Below are 14,029 nucleotides of genomic sequence, written 5' to 3'. Positions count from 1 at the left end.
CGGGTGGGTCGGCGGGTCGGCCCGGTTAGGCTGGCGGCGCTATGGATTCCCGTACCGGTCTGCCCGTCGTCGGCATGGTGGGTGGCGGCCAACTGGCCCGGATGACCCACCAGGCCGCCATCGCCATCGGCCAGTCACTGCGCGTGCTGGCACTCGCCCCCGACGACGGCGCCGCGCTCGTCGCCGCCGACGTGCAGTACGGCGACCATACCGACCTCGCCGCGCTGCGTACCTTCGCCAAGGGCTGCGACGTGGTCACCTTCGACCATGAGCACGTCCCGACCGAGCACATCCGGGCCCTCGCCGCCGAGGGGGTGAAGCTCTTCCCGCCGGCCGACGCGCTGCTGCACGCTCAGGACAAGCGGGTCATGCGGGAACGGCTCGGTGCGCTCGGTGCCCCCAACCCCGCGTGGCGGCCGGTGGACGACCCGGCGGACCTGCTCGCCTTCGGCGCGGAGCAGGGCTGGCCGGTGGTGCTCAAGGCGGCCCGGGGTGGTTACGACGGGCGTGGTGTGTGGCTGGTCGACGATGCCGGGCAGGCCGCCGAGCTGGCCGCCACCCTGCTCGCCGGCGGCACTTCGCTGATCGTCGAGGAGCGGGTCGCGCTGCGCCGGGAGCTGGCCGTGCAGGTGGCCCGTTCGCCGTTCGGGCAGGTCGCCGCCTACCCGGTGGTGGAGACGGTGCAGCGGGACGGGATCTGCATCGAGGTGCTGGCCCCCGCGCCGGGTCTGCCGGAGGAATTGGCCGTCGCCGCCCAGCAGCTCGCCATCGACCTGGCCACCGCGCTCGGTGTGGTCGGCCTGCTGGCGGTGGAGCTGTTCCAGACCGATGCCGGGCTGGTCGTCAACGAGCTGGCGATGCGCCCGCACAACTCCGGGCACTGGACCATCGAGGGGGCCCGTACCTCGCAGTTCGAGCAGCACCTGCGGGCGGTGCTCGACTACCCGATGGGGGACACCTCGTTGACCGCCCCGGTGGTGGTGATGGCGAACGTGCTCGGTGGTGAGCCGGGCGGGATCTCCATCGACGAGCGGTTGCACCACCTCTTCGCCGCCGAACCGGGCGCCCGGGTCCACCTGTACGGCAAGCAGGTCCGACCGGGCCGCAAGATCGGGCACGTCACGGTGCTCGGGAACGACCTGGACGACGTACGGGAGCGGGCTGCACGGGCCGCCCGTTGGCTGCGGGAGGGGCACGCGTGAGCACCGTCGGGCTGATCATGGGCAGCGACTCGGACTGGCCGGTGATGAAGGCCGCCGCCGAGACGCTCGACGAGTTCGAGGTGCCCTACGAGGTGGCGGTGATCTCCGCACACCGCACCCCGGTCAAGATGATCGAGTACGGCCGGGACGCCGTCGACCGGGGGCTCAAGGTGATCATCGCCGGGGCGGGTGGTGCCGCCGCGCTGCCCGGCATGGTCGCCTCGGTCACCCCGTTGCCGGTGATCGGTGTACCTGTCCCGCTGAAGCACCTGGACGGGATGGACTCGTTGCTGTCCATCGTGCAGATGCCGGCCGGTATTCCGGTGGCCACCGTGTCGATCGGCAACGCCCGCAACGCCGGCCTGCTCGCGGTCCGCATCCTGGGCGCTGCCGACCCGGCGCTGCTCAAGCGGATGACCGCCTTCCAGAACGCCCTCGAGGCCCTGGTCGCCGAGAAGGACGCCGCCCTCCGCGCCTCCCTCGGCTGACCGCCACCCCGCCCGCTACTCCCCCTCGTGCCGTCGTACCCCCCTGCACCGCCCTCATCAAGCGCAGGAACCCGGGCCACCCGATCCGCTCAATCCACCCCGCGACCACCCGGCCCAGGGCGTCAACGCCCGCGTCCACCCGGCGGACTCGGCCCGACCCGGTCCGACCCCGCCGTGACCCTCCGATCTATCTCATCGCGCGCAGCGCCATCTGCAACCTGTCCTGGGTACGGCGGCGACGTTCGTTGCTCGCCCCGAGCACCAGCAGCACCAGGCCGACCGGAATGAGCATCAGCCACGGCCCGAGGCTGAACAGGGCGTGCACCGCTGCGATCGCTGTCACCGCCGCGCCGACGATGACCGGGGCCTGCTGCCGGCTGGTCGAGCCGAACACCAGCACCGCCACCGCGCCGAGCAGCAGCAGCACCTGGCGCAGCATGCTGGAGTCGGTGGCCAGCACGATCGCCAGGGTCGGCACGAACGCCGCGACCAGCGCCGGGCCGTACGCCACCCAGCTGGAAAGGTCGGGGCGCTGGCGCAGCTCCAGGAGGCCGACCAGCAGGGCGAGCGCCGCGAACGGCAACGTGTACGCCTCCGGCAGCGCCACGTCGGCGACCCGCATCAGGATCCACCAGGCGACGATCTCGCAGCCGACCACCGCCCAGAAGAGGATCCGCCGCTCCACCGGTCGCCGTCCCGGCCGGGCGGCGGCGACTCCGAGTACGGCACCCCAGGCGGCGAGCAGGGCGGCGATGTGGCGGGGGGAGTCGAACGCCAGGGCCAGTGCGATGAGTGCGGCGGCGTACCCGCTCCACTCGACCGTGGCGGCCTCCCGTTGCGCCTCGGGGCGGCGCAGCCGGGGCAGCGTCGCGGCGAGGACCTGCAACACCGCACCTACGGCGAGCACCCCGAACGCCGACCAGACGGCGGCGAACCCGGCCACCAGACCGACGGTGAGCACGAAGAGTTGCGCCGTCAGCGAGGCGAACAGCCAACCGAGGATGCGGGCCCGTGCGGTGGTGCCGAAGAGTGCGGCGATCACCCCGACGGCGACCGCGCCGCCCAGGGTGAACAGGGTCAGTCCCCGGCTGGCCAGGCTGCCGGCCAGCCCGGCACCGCCGCCGGCCAGCCCGATGGCGAAGACCAGCACCCGGGCCAGCCGCAGCGACCGGGCCCGCTCGGCGAGCGGCGGCGGCGGGGTCAACGCGAGCCCCAGCATCGAGATGGTGAACACGGCGAGGGCGGCCAACGCGTTCTCCGGCCAGGCCATACCCAGGGCGATCGGCGTGATCAGCAGCGTCACCGCCAGGCCGGGCAGCACCACCGGCACCGCCCGGGACCGACGTCCACCACTGAGACCGGTGGCGGCCAGCGCGGCGGTGCCGGTGAGCAGCAGAGCGGTGAGCACGTGCGTCGGGTCGACCAGCTCCGGCGGTGCGGTACGCAGCTGCGGCGGTGGGCCCTGCCAGACGTGGGCGAGCATCCGGTACGGCTCGACCAGCGCCACGAAGAGCAGCGGCGCGAGGGAGACCAGGGCCAGCACGGTGGGCACGGCCGCCGCGGCCAGCGCCCCGGCGGCGGGACTGATCCGCCAGCGCCGTTGTGTGCCGTCGTCAGGCAGCCGGCGCAGTGCCCCGTCCAGCAGTACCTCCCAGCGGCGCATCGGTTGGGCGGAGCCGACCGGCGGTACGGTCGCCGCCCGGACCAGTTCGGCGAGGACACCGAGTAGCGCCGCTGCGGCGGCGAACACCCCGGACGGGAGGTCGACGAAGATGGCGGCCACCGCGCTGACGGTGGCGCCGCCGGTGATCGCCGCGCTCGCGTACGGCAGATACTGCGGGACCTGGCGGCGGACGGCGGCCACGGCGGCCAGCCCGAAGCTGGACGCGGCCAACGCGGCGGTCAGCAACACCTGCGCGGAGTGGCCGAACTCGGCGGCCAGGGCGGCCACCGCACCGGGGAGCGCGAGCAGCGCGGCAGCCGTCGCCGCCCCGCCGATCTGCACCAGGTGCGGCGGCATCCCCTCGGTCTCGACGTCCTCCACCAGCGAGGGGGCGAGGGAACGGGCCACCGCCGCCACGGTCAGGCCGATCAGCGCGATACCGCCCAGGGCGAGCGCGGTGGTCCACGGGCGCACCAGCCCGGCCCCGGCGGCGTGCAGCGCGACCACCCCGGCCACGGCGGCCCGGGACAGCCCGGCACGCGGGTCGGCGGAGGCCACGGCGGCCATCCCGAAGCCGGTGGCGACGGTCAGCCCCACCAGGACGGGCGACCACCAGGGCAGGTCGAAGGCGGCCGGCACGCCGATGGTGGCCAGCACCACCCCGACGCCCGCCACGTCGTACTTCCAGGGGGGTGGGAGCAGGATCGCGGCGGCCAGCGCGAGCAGCGCCAACGCGACGGGGGCCTGCCAGGTGGAGCCGCCGGTCGGCGCGGCCGGCCAACCGGTGAGGTCACCGGCCCAGAGCGGTCCCGGGGTGGCCAGCACACCCACCCCGCCGCGCAGCGCCGACCAGCCGGCCAGCACCCCGATCAGGGCGGCGCCGACGGCGATGCCGAGCACCGGCCCCCGCCGCCACTCCTCGGGCATCGCCCGGGCGGCGACGGCGACCACCAGCACCAGCACGGCGGCGACCGCGAGCTGCCCGCCGGGGGAGATCACCGCCGTGATCCGGACCAGGGTGGCGATCAGTGCCGTGGTGACGGCGGCGGCGGCCAGGTCGGCGCCGTCCAGCGCGAGGTCGGAGCGCCGGCCGGCGTCGATCCGGCCGGCGAAGAGCAGCAGCAGGGTGGCGATCAGCACGAGCACACCGAGCCAGAGGTCGGCGGCGGTCCGGCCCGGGGCGAAGAAGGCGGCCCCGATCACCGCCAACGCGCCAAGCCCGGTGCCGACGGCGTGCGGCAGGGTCAGGTGTCGCTGCGACACCTGCATCATCGCCGCGTAGCCGAGGGTGACGCAGACGGCGAGGAAGCTCGCCGCCAGGATCGGCACCGTCAGCTCCCGCAGCACCGCCGGGGTGAGCACCGGCCCGGACGGCTCGGTGGCCGCGACGAATGCGGCGACCGCGCCCGGCAGCGCGAACGCCGCCCCACCGGCCGCCCACCCGGAGACGACGTCGGCGGCGGCCGGGGCGATCCGCACCCGGGGCGCGAGCGCCACCAGCACGCCCGCCAGCATCAGTACGGCCAGGGCGGCGGCGGTCACCGCCGGTCGGCTCAGCGCGGCGCCGGCCCCGACGAACCCGACGGCGGTGGCGGTGCCGGCGTGCACCAGGGCCGCCCGCGTCGTACCGGCGGAGATCCCGGCGACGCCGATCGCGACCGCCGACAGCACCATCGGCCAGGGTGCCGCCACCCAGCCCAGGCCCAACGAAGCGGGTACGGCCAGCGCGGTCAGCCCCGCGCCGACCACCGCGAACTCGCGGCGGATCTCGGGCGGCAGGGCCAGCACCGCCGCGATGGTGAGCAGCAGGGCGCTGGCGGCGAGCTGCCCGGCGGACGGCCCGGCCGCGGCCGTCACCTCGGCGGGGAACCGGGCCAGGTCGGCCCGCCAGGCCGGCAGCGCCGCCTGCACCGGTGCCAGCCCGGCCCGCAGCGCACCGCCGGCCACCACCAGGCCGCTGACGGTCAGCGCCGCGGCCGAGGCGAGCTGCGGCCCGCGTCGGGCGGCTTCCGGTACGGCCCGCACGGCCAGCCCGGTCAGCGTGATGACCACGGCGATCAACAGCAGCGCCCGGCCGGGGAAGGCCACCGCGGCGATCCGCCCCAGCGCGCCGATCGCGGCCAGGGTGAGGATGCCGGCGCCCACGTCCGGCAGCGGTGGGCGGCGCAGCAGCAGGGTGCCGGCCAGGGCCACCACCGCGGCCAGCAGCAGCGCCGCACCCGCCCCGGTGGCCGCCGGTACGGTCTGCACCCGCAGCAGGGCGGTGACCGCGTACGCCAGGGCGAGCGCCACCGCCACCCCGTGCAGCAGCCAGGTCGTCTCGGGTAGCCCGGGCACCGGCCGGTGCGCGCCGCTCGGGGTGGCCGCCGTGCCGTCGAGCACCTCGGCCGACTCCTCGGGATCCCCCTCCGGCCGGCCGTCCGGGGCGACCCGCTGCCGGGGCGGCGTGGCGGGACCGGGGGCGGCGGGTTCCGGTCGGGCCTGTCGTTCCCGCATGATGCCGGAGCGGACCAGCCCGAGGTCGAGCACGGCCACGAGGGTGAACACCACCGCCCAGCCGGTCGGGCCGCTGATCCAGCCGTGGGCGAGCAACGGCACCACGGGCTGGGCGGCCAGCACCGCCGCGAACCGGGGGGACCGCAGACCGGTGCCGACCGCGTAGGCGAGGGCGACCCCGGTGGTCAACGCGAAGATCATCCCGGAGAAGACCGCCCCGGAGGCGCCGATCCGGTCCACCGCCCACAGCGCGTACCCGGCCAGCGGCACCAGCAGCAGACCGACCGTGGCGATCGTCTCGGCGGTGGAGGTCAGCCCCCGCTTGGCGAGCACCGGTGGGGCGAGCAGCAGCAGGACGGTGGCGATGAGCAGGATGCCGAGCCGGGCCAGGGCGTCCATCGAGCTGGTCGCGACGGCGGCGAAGACCACCGCGGCCACCGCCAGCACCAGCGCGCCCAACCCGAGCGGGATGTTCTGCACCTCCCGGGAGGAGGCCTCCGCCGGATGCTCCGGGTTGTCTGCGCCGAGCCAGGTGGCCGTCCGGTAGGGCGGTGGGAGCGGCGGCTCGTCCGGGCCGGCGGTGGTGCCCTGCCGGGGCACCTTGGGTGGCGCTCCGGTGGCGGCGGTCGGTGGTCGGCGGCCCGCCTTGCGGCGGAGCACCCGGCGTGGCCGGGTGGCCTGCTTGATGCGTTCCTCGCCGGCGTGGGCGAGGGTGTCCCGCTGGAAGAGGGCGGCCTGCATCTTGGCGGCGATCTGTCGCTGCTCCCGGGCGATCTCGGCCTCGCGGGCCTTCATCTCGGCGATGGAGCGTTCGATCCCGGCCAGGTGCTCGCGCCACTGCGACTGCTCGGCCCCACAGTTGGGGCAGCGGGCCGCCGGCTTGATCTGCCGCCCGCACGAGGAGCACTGGAAGCTCTCCACGACATCCCTCCACCCCGGCCGGCCGCACTGTGGACGCCGTCCCCACGCAGCATGCCCTGAGCGGGCGTGGATTTCGACACCTACCGTTGCGTTGCGGGTAACAAAAACGCGCCGGTGCGGGGATCGTCAATCCCCGCACCGGCGCGTCGCGGCAGGCGTCAGGGGCGGCCCATGCCCCGGTACTCCCAGCCGGCCTGGGTCCACAGTGCGGCGTCGAGGCAGTTGCGCCCGTCGACGACCTTGCGGCCGGCGACCAGCTCACCGAGGACGACCGGGTCGGCGTTGCGGAAGTCGGCCCACTCGGTGAGTACGCAGACCAGGTCGGCACCGGAGACCGCGTCGTTCACGCTGGCCTCGTAGACCAGCTCGGGGGCGACCCGGCGGGCGTTCTCGGTGCCCTGTGGGTCGTACACGTGCACGTCGGCGCCGGCCTTGGCGAGCAGTGCGGCGACCGCGAGCGCGGGGGCGTCGCGGACGTCGTCGGTGTTGGGCTTGAAGGTCGCGCCGAGCACCGCGACCCGGGTGCCGGAGAAGTCCGGGCCGGCCGGGCCGGAGCGACGGCCGAGCAGGTCGGCGGCGAGTTGGAGGACCCTGGTCCGGCGGCGCAGGTTGATCAGGTCCACCTCGTGCAGGAAGCGCAGCGCCTCGCCGGCGCCGAGCTCCTGGGCGCGGGCCTGGAAGGCGCGGATGTCCTTGGGCAGGCAGGCGCCGCCGAAGCCGAGGCCGGCCTGGAGGAACCGGTTGCCGATCCGCGGGTCGTAGCCGATGGCGCGGGCGAGCTGGGTGACGTCGCCGCCGCTTGCCTCGCAGACCTCGGCCATCGCGTTGATGAAGGAGATCTTGGTGGCCAGGAAGGCGTTCGCGGCGACCTTGACCAGCTCGGCGGTGGCGAAGTCGGTGACCACCAGCGGGACCTCCCGGTCCTCGGTGGCGGCCAGGTCGAAGACGCCCTTGTGGGCGGCGTAGAGCATGGCGTTGGCCCACTCGCTCTTGACGCCGACCACGATCCGGTTGGGGCGCAGCACGTCGTCGACGGCGAAGCCCTCCTGGAGGAACTCGGGGCTCCAGGCCACCTCGACGGCCAGGTCGGCCGGGGTGTGCTTGCCGACGAGCTGCTCCACCCACTCGGCGGTGCCCACCGGCACGGTGGACTTGCCGACGATAAGCGCCTTGCGGGTCAGGTGCTGGGCCAGGGCGGTCACCGACGCCTCGACGTACGACAGGTCGGCGCCCATGCCGTCGGCCCGCTGCGGGGTGCCGACGCAGATGAAGTGCACGTCGCCGAACTCGGCGGTCTCGGCGATGTCGGTCGAGAACCGCAGCCGGCCGGCGGCCAGGTTGCGCCGCAGCAGCTCGTCGAGGCCCGGCTCGTGGATCGGCACCTCGCCCGCGTTCAGCTTGGCGATCTTGTCGGCGTCGACGTCGAAGCCGAGGACCTCGTAGCCCAGCTCGGCGTAGCAGATGGCGTACGTCGCGCCGAGGTAGCCGGTGCCCAGGAAGGTCACCCGGGGACGCGGCGCACCCGAGGGGGGCGTCACCGGGGAGATGGTCGGCGCCGGCTGGATGTTCGGGTACGGGATCGTCACGCCTGTCTTCTCCGCTCGCGCTGGCGGCGCTTCACTGCGTCGCAATCGGCTGCGGCGCCTGGCCCGGCACCGATGGAAAACCTGTCGTCCTGTCAGCGTAGTTGTGCGCTTCCGGGGGCCGTGCGGCGTGATCCTACCTGTCGGTAACATGGCAGGGGTCGCGATGGCTATTCTTCATTCTGCGGCAGTCGGCGGCCGGCAGGACGTCACAGACTGCGCATGATAGCGGTGAAATGGGAGGGTCGACATGGCCGCAGAGCAGACGTTCGACGTCTACCGGTTGCCCGAGGAGCACGACGCGATCCGCGAGGCGGTCCGCGCGGTCTGTGCCGCGAAGGTCGCACCGTACGCGGCGGAGGCCGACGAGACCGGTGAGTTCCCCCGGTCGTCGTACGACGCGTTGCGGGCCGCCGACTTCCACGCCCCGCACGTCCCGGTCGAGTACGGCGGGGCCGGTGCGGATGCCCTGGCCACCGCGATCGTGATCGAGGAGGTGGCGCGGGCCTGCGCGTCGTCGTCGTTGATCCCGGCGGTGAACAAGCTCGGCACGATGCCGCTGATCCTGGCCGGCTCCGAGGAGTTGAAGCGGCGTTACCTGACCCCGGTGGCCGCCGGTGAGGGGATGTTCTCGTACTGCCTGTCGGAGCCGGAGGCGGGCAGTGACGCGGCGTCGATGAGCACCCGGGCGGTGCGTGACGGTGATCACTGGGTGCTCAACGGGGTGAAGCGGTGGATCACCAACGCCGGTGTCTCGGAGTTCTACACGGTGTTCGCGGTGACCGACCCGGCCGCCCGGTCCCGGGGGATCTCGGCGTTCGTGGTGGAGAAGTCCGACCCGGGGGTCAGCTTCGGCGCGCCGGAGAAGAAGCTCGGTATCAAGGGCTCCCCGACCCGGGAGGTCTACCTCGACAACGTGCGGATTCCGGCCGACCGGATCATCGGTGAGCCGGGGACCGGGTTCGGCACCGCGATGCGGACCCTGGACCACACCCGGGTGACGATCGCCGCCCAGGCCGTCGGGATCGCCCAGGGCGCACTCGACTACGCCAAGGGTTACGTGCGGGAGCGTAAGCAGTTCGGCAAGGCGGTCGCGGAGTTCCAGGGCGTGCAGTTCATGCTCGCCGACATGGGCATGAAGCTGGAGGCGGCCCGGCAGTTGACGTATGCGGCGGCGGGGAAGTCCGAGCGCGGCGACGCCGACCTGACCTACTTCGGTGCGGCGGCCAAGTGTTTCGCGTCGGACGCGGCGATGGAGATCACCACCGACGCGGTGCAGTTGCTGGGCGGGTACGGCTACACCCGCGACTACCCCGTCGAACGGATGATGCGCGACGCCAAGATCACCCAGATCTACGAAGGCACCAACCAGGTCCAACGCATCGTCATGGCCCGCCAACTCCTCAAGGAATGACCGCCTGTCTCGTAGCTCTTCCGTTCCGGACGCCTACTTCGCACCTGACAGGCAAGGTGCGAAGTAGGTGTCAAGTTCCGTGAGCTGCCGTCGACCTCGATGTGAGGCTGCCGGCGGGTCAGCGGGTGAGGCCGAGGGTGGTGGCGAGGCGGGCCACGCCGGCGGCTGGCGGGCCGCTGCGGGCGATCTCGGCGACGAGGGTACGCGCGGCGGGGCGGTAGCGGACCTCGGCGGGCGCGATGGCGTCGGCGTCGACCAGCGTACGACCGGCGGCGGTGGGGTCACCGGCGTCGAGGTAGGCGCGGGCGGCGTCGACGAGGTGCGCGGCCCGATGCTCGACGGGGAGCCGACGCCAGTCGTCGCGGCCGATGGCCTTCTCGTGGCGGTAGACGGCCTCGGCCGTGTCACCGAGACGTTGGGCGGTGAGGAATCGGGCCAGCAGCACGGCGACGGGGCCGAATGCGGTGTGGTGCGGGTCGTCGTCGCTCGTACACCGGTCGGCGAGAACGGTGGCGTGGTCGATCAGGTGGTCGGCGCGGCGGCCGTCGCCGCAGCCGGCGGCGGCCAGCGCGGCCTGGAGGAACAGCGTTCCCCGTACCGCGTCGTCGGCGGCGGTGCCGATGGCGGCGACGGCGGCGGTGAGGGCGAGCCGGTCGCGGCCGAGCGCGCGCAGTGCCTGGGCTGCGGCGATGGTGGCGGTGCCGGCGCGGACGGGGTCGCCCACGGCGGCGGCGACGGCCCGGTCGGCGGCGAGCCAACCGAGGTCGGCCTCCCCGAGCTTGACCAGCACCGAGGCGGTGATCCGGTACGCGGACACCAGCGGTCCCGGCGTGGCGTGGGCGGCGTCGAGCAGGGTGGGCAGGGCCCGGAGAAGCTGGGTGTAGTGGGCATGCTGGTAGGTGAGCCAGGCATGCGCGACGTGCCGTTGCACCTCGTCGGGCGACACCGTCCGGGCGGGCCGGTGGTGGTAGCGGGCCAGGGCGGCGCGGACCGCGTCGACCCCGTCGAGGCCGACTGTCACGGCCGGTAGCGGCCTGCGGGGGTCGAGCAGGGCGGCCGGGTCGAGGCGCAGCACCTCGGCGATCTCCTGGACGGTCGAGTACCGGTCGAGGCTGCGCACGCCGCGTTCGACCTTGTCCACCCAGCTCTTGGACTTGCCGAGGCGGTCGGCGAGCATCTGCTGGGTCATCCGGCGGCGCACCCGCCAGCGGGCCACCCGCCGGCCGATCGGCAACTCGTCGGCGTCGGGCAGGACCGGCCGGGTCACCGGTTCCGCCCTATCGGCGGGTGGACGGCGGTGGTGGTGGACTCCCCGCAGCGCGGACACCACCTCGACTTGACCCGGAACGCCAGCAACCCGACCAGAAAGCCCGGCACCAGGCCACCGAACACCAACATCACCACTCCGGAAACCACAGCATCCTCACTTTCTGGCATGCCAAGGGCGGGACGCTGGCGTGCTCCCGTCACGCACTTGACTGTGGACGTTGCGGAGCGTGTTCAGCGCGTAACTAGAGTCCCCCATCAAGTGATGCTGCGCAAGCCTAAGTTCCCTGTCGGGTTGATGCTCCTCAGGTTAGGGGTGACAATCTGGTGATGCTGGGTGACGATGTGTGCATGTCTCGATTCACTCCCGCAACGCCACGATCTCGCCGACTCGGCCGGGAGCTGCGTAAGCTCCGCGAGGCAAAGGGGCTGACCGGCGATCGGGCAGCAGAGATCGTCTGCTGCTCGTCGTCCCGGATCAGCCGGATCGAGTCCGGCGAGATCAAGCTTCGTGCCGGGGACGTCATGGAGCTGCTGGTCACCTACGGCGTCAAGATTGACAGTGAAGCCGGCATCTCCCTGTTGGAGCAGGCCCGTGGCCTGCGTGAGGAGGGCTGGTGGCAGCGGCTCGGCGGCAAGTACGCCACCTACATCGCGTACGAGACCGAAGCCGTCGAGCTCAAGAACTTCGAGCCGATGCTGGTGCCCGGTCTACTGCAGACCGAGGCGTACGCCCGCGAGGTCAGCGTCATCGGCCGGGAGACCGACCCGGAGGGGATCAAGCAGCGGGTCACCGCCCGGATGACCCGTCAAGAGGTCCTGCACCGCAAGCCGACACCGCTGCGGATGCACGCGATCCTCTCCGAGGCCTCGGTGCGGACCGAGGTCGGCGGTCCGGACGTACTGCGGGAGCAACTCCACCACCTGGTCACGCTGAGTCGGCTGCCGAACGTCACGATCCAGGTGTTGCGCTTCGAGGCCGGCGCTCATCTGGCCGACGGTAGTGGCTTCGTCCTGCTCGCCTTCGAGCCGGACGACCCGCCGTTGGGCTACATCGAAACCCTTGCCGGCGAACTGTTCCTGGAGTCGAGCCGCGACCTGGCGCGGCTGTCGGCGGCGTACGACAATCTGAAGACGCTGGCTATGTCGCCCGCCGAGTCGATCAAGTTCATCAGGGAGTTGAGCGAGCATGGAACGTAACGCCTGGCGCACGTCGAGCCGGTCCGGCAGCAACGGCCAGTGCGTCGAGGTGCGGGATCGGGGTGTGCAGGTCGACGTCCGCGACTCCAAGGCCTCCGACGCCGGCACGCTGAGCTTCGAGCCTGCCGTCTGGGATGCGTTCATCAGCGGCCTTAAGGCGTCGCACTGACTGCTCTGGCCTGCCATCCGGCGACGGCAGGACGGCGGTTGACCTGCCGCCCGTCGCTTCACCTCGTTGCAGTGGCCGCCCTCAACCTTGGCGAGTAGATGGGTCGGCTCGGGTGGGCCGGTCCTGCCGGCCCACCCGACGGCGGTCAACGGTTCTCGGTGCTGTTCTCCGGCTTCGCGCCGTAGCGCGGCGGCGCGGACCACGGGGACTCGGTGCCGGTCCGCCGGGGCAGTGGCTCGGTGGGGGTGTCCAGGTCCGGGTAGCCGAGGGTGAGCGGCGCGGTGTCCGGCTCGCTGCGGGCGGGCGGACCGGCCGGCGGCCAGTCGCTCGTGGCGTAGCTGGGCGGCGGCGGGGTGTCGTAGTCGGCCGGGGCCGGTTCCGTCCCCGTCACCGGTTGCGGCCAGCGCCGCCACCGCTGGGCGCTGAACACGGCCACCAGCAGCAGCAGGCCGATCAGGAACAGGGTGCCGTTCTGCACCGGTTGGCGCAGCGGCAGCGGGTCGCCGAGCACCTTCCAGCCGGTCGGGATCCGGTCGAGCACGGTGAACGGTGCGATGAACATCCCGACGTACGGGGTGACCAGCAGCAGCCCGGCGACGAGCGGGCCGGCCGGTGAGGTGCGCAGCGTGCCGACCAGGCCGAGCAGGATGCCGGCGACGCCGAGGTAGACGGCCGGCTCGATCAGGTTGGCCGTGCTGTACGTGCCGATCTCCACCCAGCGGTCCACGGTCCGGCCCGACCCGTCCTGCCCGAGAGTGATCAGCACCCACGTGACGGGTGCCACCACCAACCCGGCGAGGAAGCTCCAGAGATGTCGCATTGGCGCACCGTACCGTTTCTGCCATGACCGAGCACCCCACCACCCCTGCCGGCAAGCCGACGTCGTACTCCCGGGTCACGCTGAGTCGCATCATGACCGCTGTCGATGTCAATCTGTACGGAACCGTGCACGGTGGGGTGTTGATGAAGTTCGTCGACGACGTGGCCGGCGCGGCGGCGGCCCGGCACAGCGGCGGCACGGCGGTGACCGCCTCGATCGACGAGATCGTGTTCTCCGAACCCGTCCGGGTGGGTGACCTGGTGCACGCCCACGCCCAGGTCAACTGGACCGGCAACACCTCGATGGAGGTGGGTGTGAAGGTGGTCGCCGAGCGCTGGGACTCGGCCGAGGACGAACCCGTCCGGGTGGCCACGGCCTACCTCGTCTTCGTCGGCGTGGACGTAGCCGGCGCCCCCCGCCCGGTCCGCCCAGTCCTCCCGGAAACCCCCGACGACCACCGCCGCTACAAGGAGGCGGAAATCCGCCGCGCCCACCGCCTGGCCAAACGCCGCGCCATCCAAGCCCACCGCGCCTCCTGACCCCACCCCCACCCCCACCCCACCCCCCACCCCCACCCCCCACCCCCGCCCGGCTCCCCTTCCCACCCCGGTGATCAAGAGACTTACGTCAACTCCGCGCCCAGTCCTGCCCCAAACCTCTTGATCACCACCCCCCAGCCCTTCGGCTGCGGCGTCCCGGCCCGGTGATCAAGAGGTTTGCGTCAGGTGTGGGCTCAATGTTGACGCAAACCTCTTGATCACCGGCTCCAGCCCGTCGGTGCGGCCGGGGCGGGATGCCCCGGCTGGG

11 protein-coding genes are annotated in these 14,029 nt (G+C 73.0%); 6 read left to right on the top strand and 5 right to left on the bottom strand.

Annotated elements, in window-relative coordinates:
* Window positions 1-41: 41 nt before the first annotated feature.
* On the top strand, window positions 42-1,202 hold the full coding sequence (locus OHQ87_RS19950; RefSeq protein ID WP_328339984.1) for a 5-(carboxyamino)imidazole ribonucleotide synthase: 1,161 nt from the start codon (window positions 42-44) through the stop codon (window positions 1,200-1,202).
* Complete coding sequence (gene purE / locus OHQ87_RS19945; protein ID WP_328339982.1) at window positions 1,199-1,690, top strand: 5-(carboxyamino)imidazole ribonucleotide mutase; 492 nt, start codon at window positions 1,199-1,201, stop codon at window positions 1,688-1,690. The genes OHQ87_RS19950 and purE overlap by 4 nt, the downstream gene beginning before the upstream one ends.
* 187 nt (window positions 1,691-1,877) lie before the next feature.
* Here the strand turns inward: purE and OHQ87_RS19940 are convergent, their stop codons facing one another.
* Both OHQ87_RS19940 and OHQ87_RS19935 read right to left on the bottom strand, forming a co-directional pair.
* Entirely contained in the window at window positions 1,878-6,770 is a 4,893-nt protein-coding gene (locus tag OHQ87_RS19940; protein WP_328339980.1) for an SCO7613 C-terminal domain-containing membrane protein, read from the bottom strand.
* Window positions 6,771-6,928: 158 nt separating this feature from the next.
* Window positions 6,929-8,356 carry a UDP-glucose dehydrogenase family protein gene (locus tag OHQ87_RS19935; protein WP_328339978.1) on the bottom strand — a complete coding sequence of 476 codons (1,428 nt, stop codon included), beginning with the start codon at window positions 8,354-8,356 and terminating at the stop codon, window positions 6,929-6,931.
* 247 nt (window positions 8,357-8,603) lie between these two features.
* On the opposite strand from OHQ87_RS19935, the gene OHQ87_RS19930 reads away from it, so the two are divergent.
* Window positions 8,604-9,767 carry an acyl-CoA dehydrogenase family protein gene (locus tag OHQ87_RS19930; protein WP_328339976.1) on the top strand — a complete coding sequence of 388 codons (1,164 nt, stop codon included), beginning with the start codon at window positions 8,604-8,606 and terminating at the stop codon, window positions 9,765-9,767.
* A 118-nt stretch (window positions 9,768-9,885) separates the two neighbouring features.
* Here the strand turns inward: OHQ87_RS19930 and OHQ87_RS19925 are convergent, their stop codons facing one another.
* Window positions 9,886-11,034 carry a helix-turn-helix domain-containing protein gene (locus tag OHQ87_RS19925; RefSeq protein WP_328339974.1) on the bottom strand — a complete coding sequence of 383 codons (1,149 nt, stop codon included), beginning with the start codon at window positions 11,032-11,034 and terminating at the stop codon, window positions 9,886-9,888.
* Window positions 11,031-11,165, bottom strand: coding sequence for a hypothetical protein (locus tag OHQ87_RS19920; protein WP_328339972.1), 135 nt, complete (start codon window positions 11,163-11,165; stop codon window positions 11,031-11,033). The genes OHQ87_RS19925 and OHQ87_RS19920 overlap by 4 nt, the downstream gene beginning before the upstream one ends.
* A gap of 219 nt (window positions 11,166-11,384) precedes the next feature.
* On the opposite strand from OHQ87_RS19920, the gene OHQ87_RS19915 reads away from it, so the two are divergent.
* Window positions 11,385-12,233 carry a DUF5753 domain-containing protein gene (locus OHQ87_RS19915; protein WP_328339970.1) on the top strand — a complete coding sequence of 283 codons (849 nt, stop codon included), beginning with the start codon at window positions 11,385-11,387 and terminating at the stop codon, window positions 12,231-12,233.
* Complete coding sequence (locus OHQ87_RS19910; RefSeq protein WP_328339969.1) at window positions 12,223-12,402, top strand: DUF397 domain-containing protein; 180 nt, start codon at window positions 12,223-12,225, stop codon at window positions 12,400-12,402. The genes OHQ87_RS19915 and OHQ87_RS19910 overlap by 11 nt, the downstream gene beginning before the upstream one ends.
* Window positions 12,403-12,547: 145 nt before the next feature.
* On the opposite strand, the gene OHQ87_RS19905 is transcribed toward OHQ87_RS19910, so the two are convergent.
* The gene (locus OHQ87_RS19905) at window positions 12,548-13,222 is read right to left on the bottom strand and encodes a hypothetical protein (RefSeq protein ID WP_328339968.1); all 675 of its coding nucleotides are present in this window, start codon (window positions 13,220-13,222) and stop codon (window positions 12,548-12,550) included.
* Between the two features lie 23 nt (window positions 13,223-13,245).
* On the opposite strand from OHQ87_RS19905, the gene OHQ87_RS19900 reads away from it, so the two are divergent.
* Window positions 13,246-13,761, top strand: coding sequence for an acyl-CoA thioesterase (locus tag OHQ87_RS19900; protein ID WP_328339967.1), 516 nt, complete (start codon window positions 13,246-13,248; stop codon window positions 13,759-13,761).
* Window positions 13,762-14,029: the final 268 nt, after the last annotated feature.

Origin of the sequence: Micromonospora sp. NBC_00421 (assembly GCF_036017915.1) — a bacterium.
In the GTDB taxonomy this organism is placed as follows: domain Bacteria; phylum Actinomycetota; class Actinomycetes; order Mycobacteriales; family Micromonosporaceae; genus Micromonospora.
This window is presented reverse-complemented; position numbering and strand designations above follow the sequence as displayed.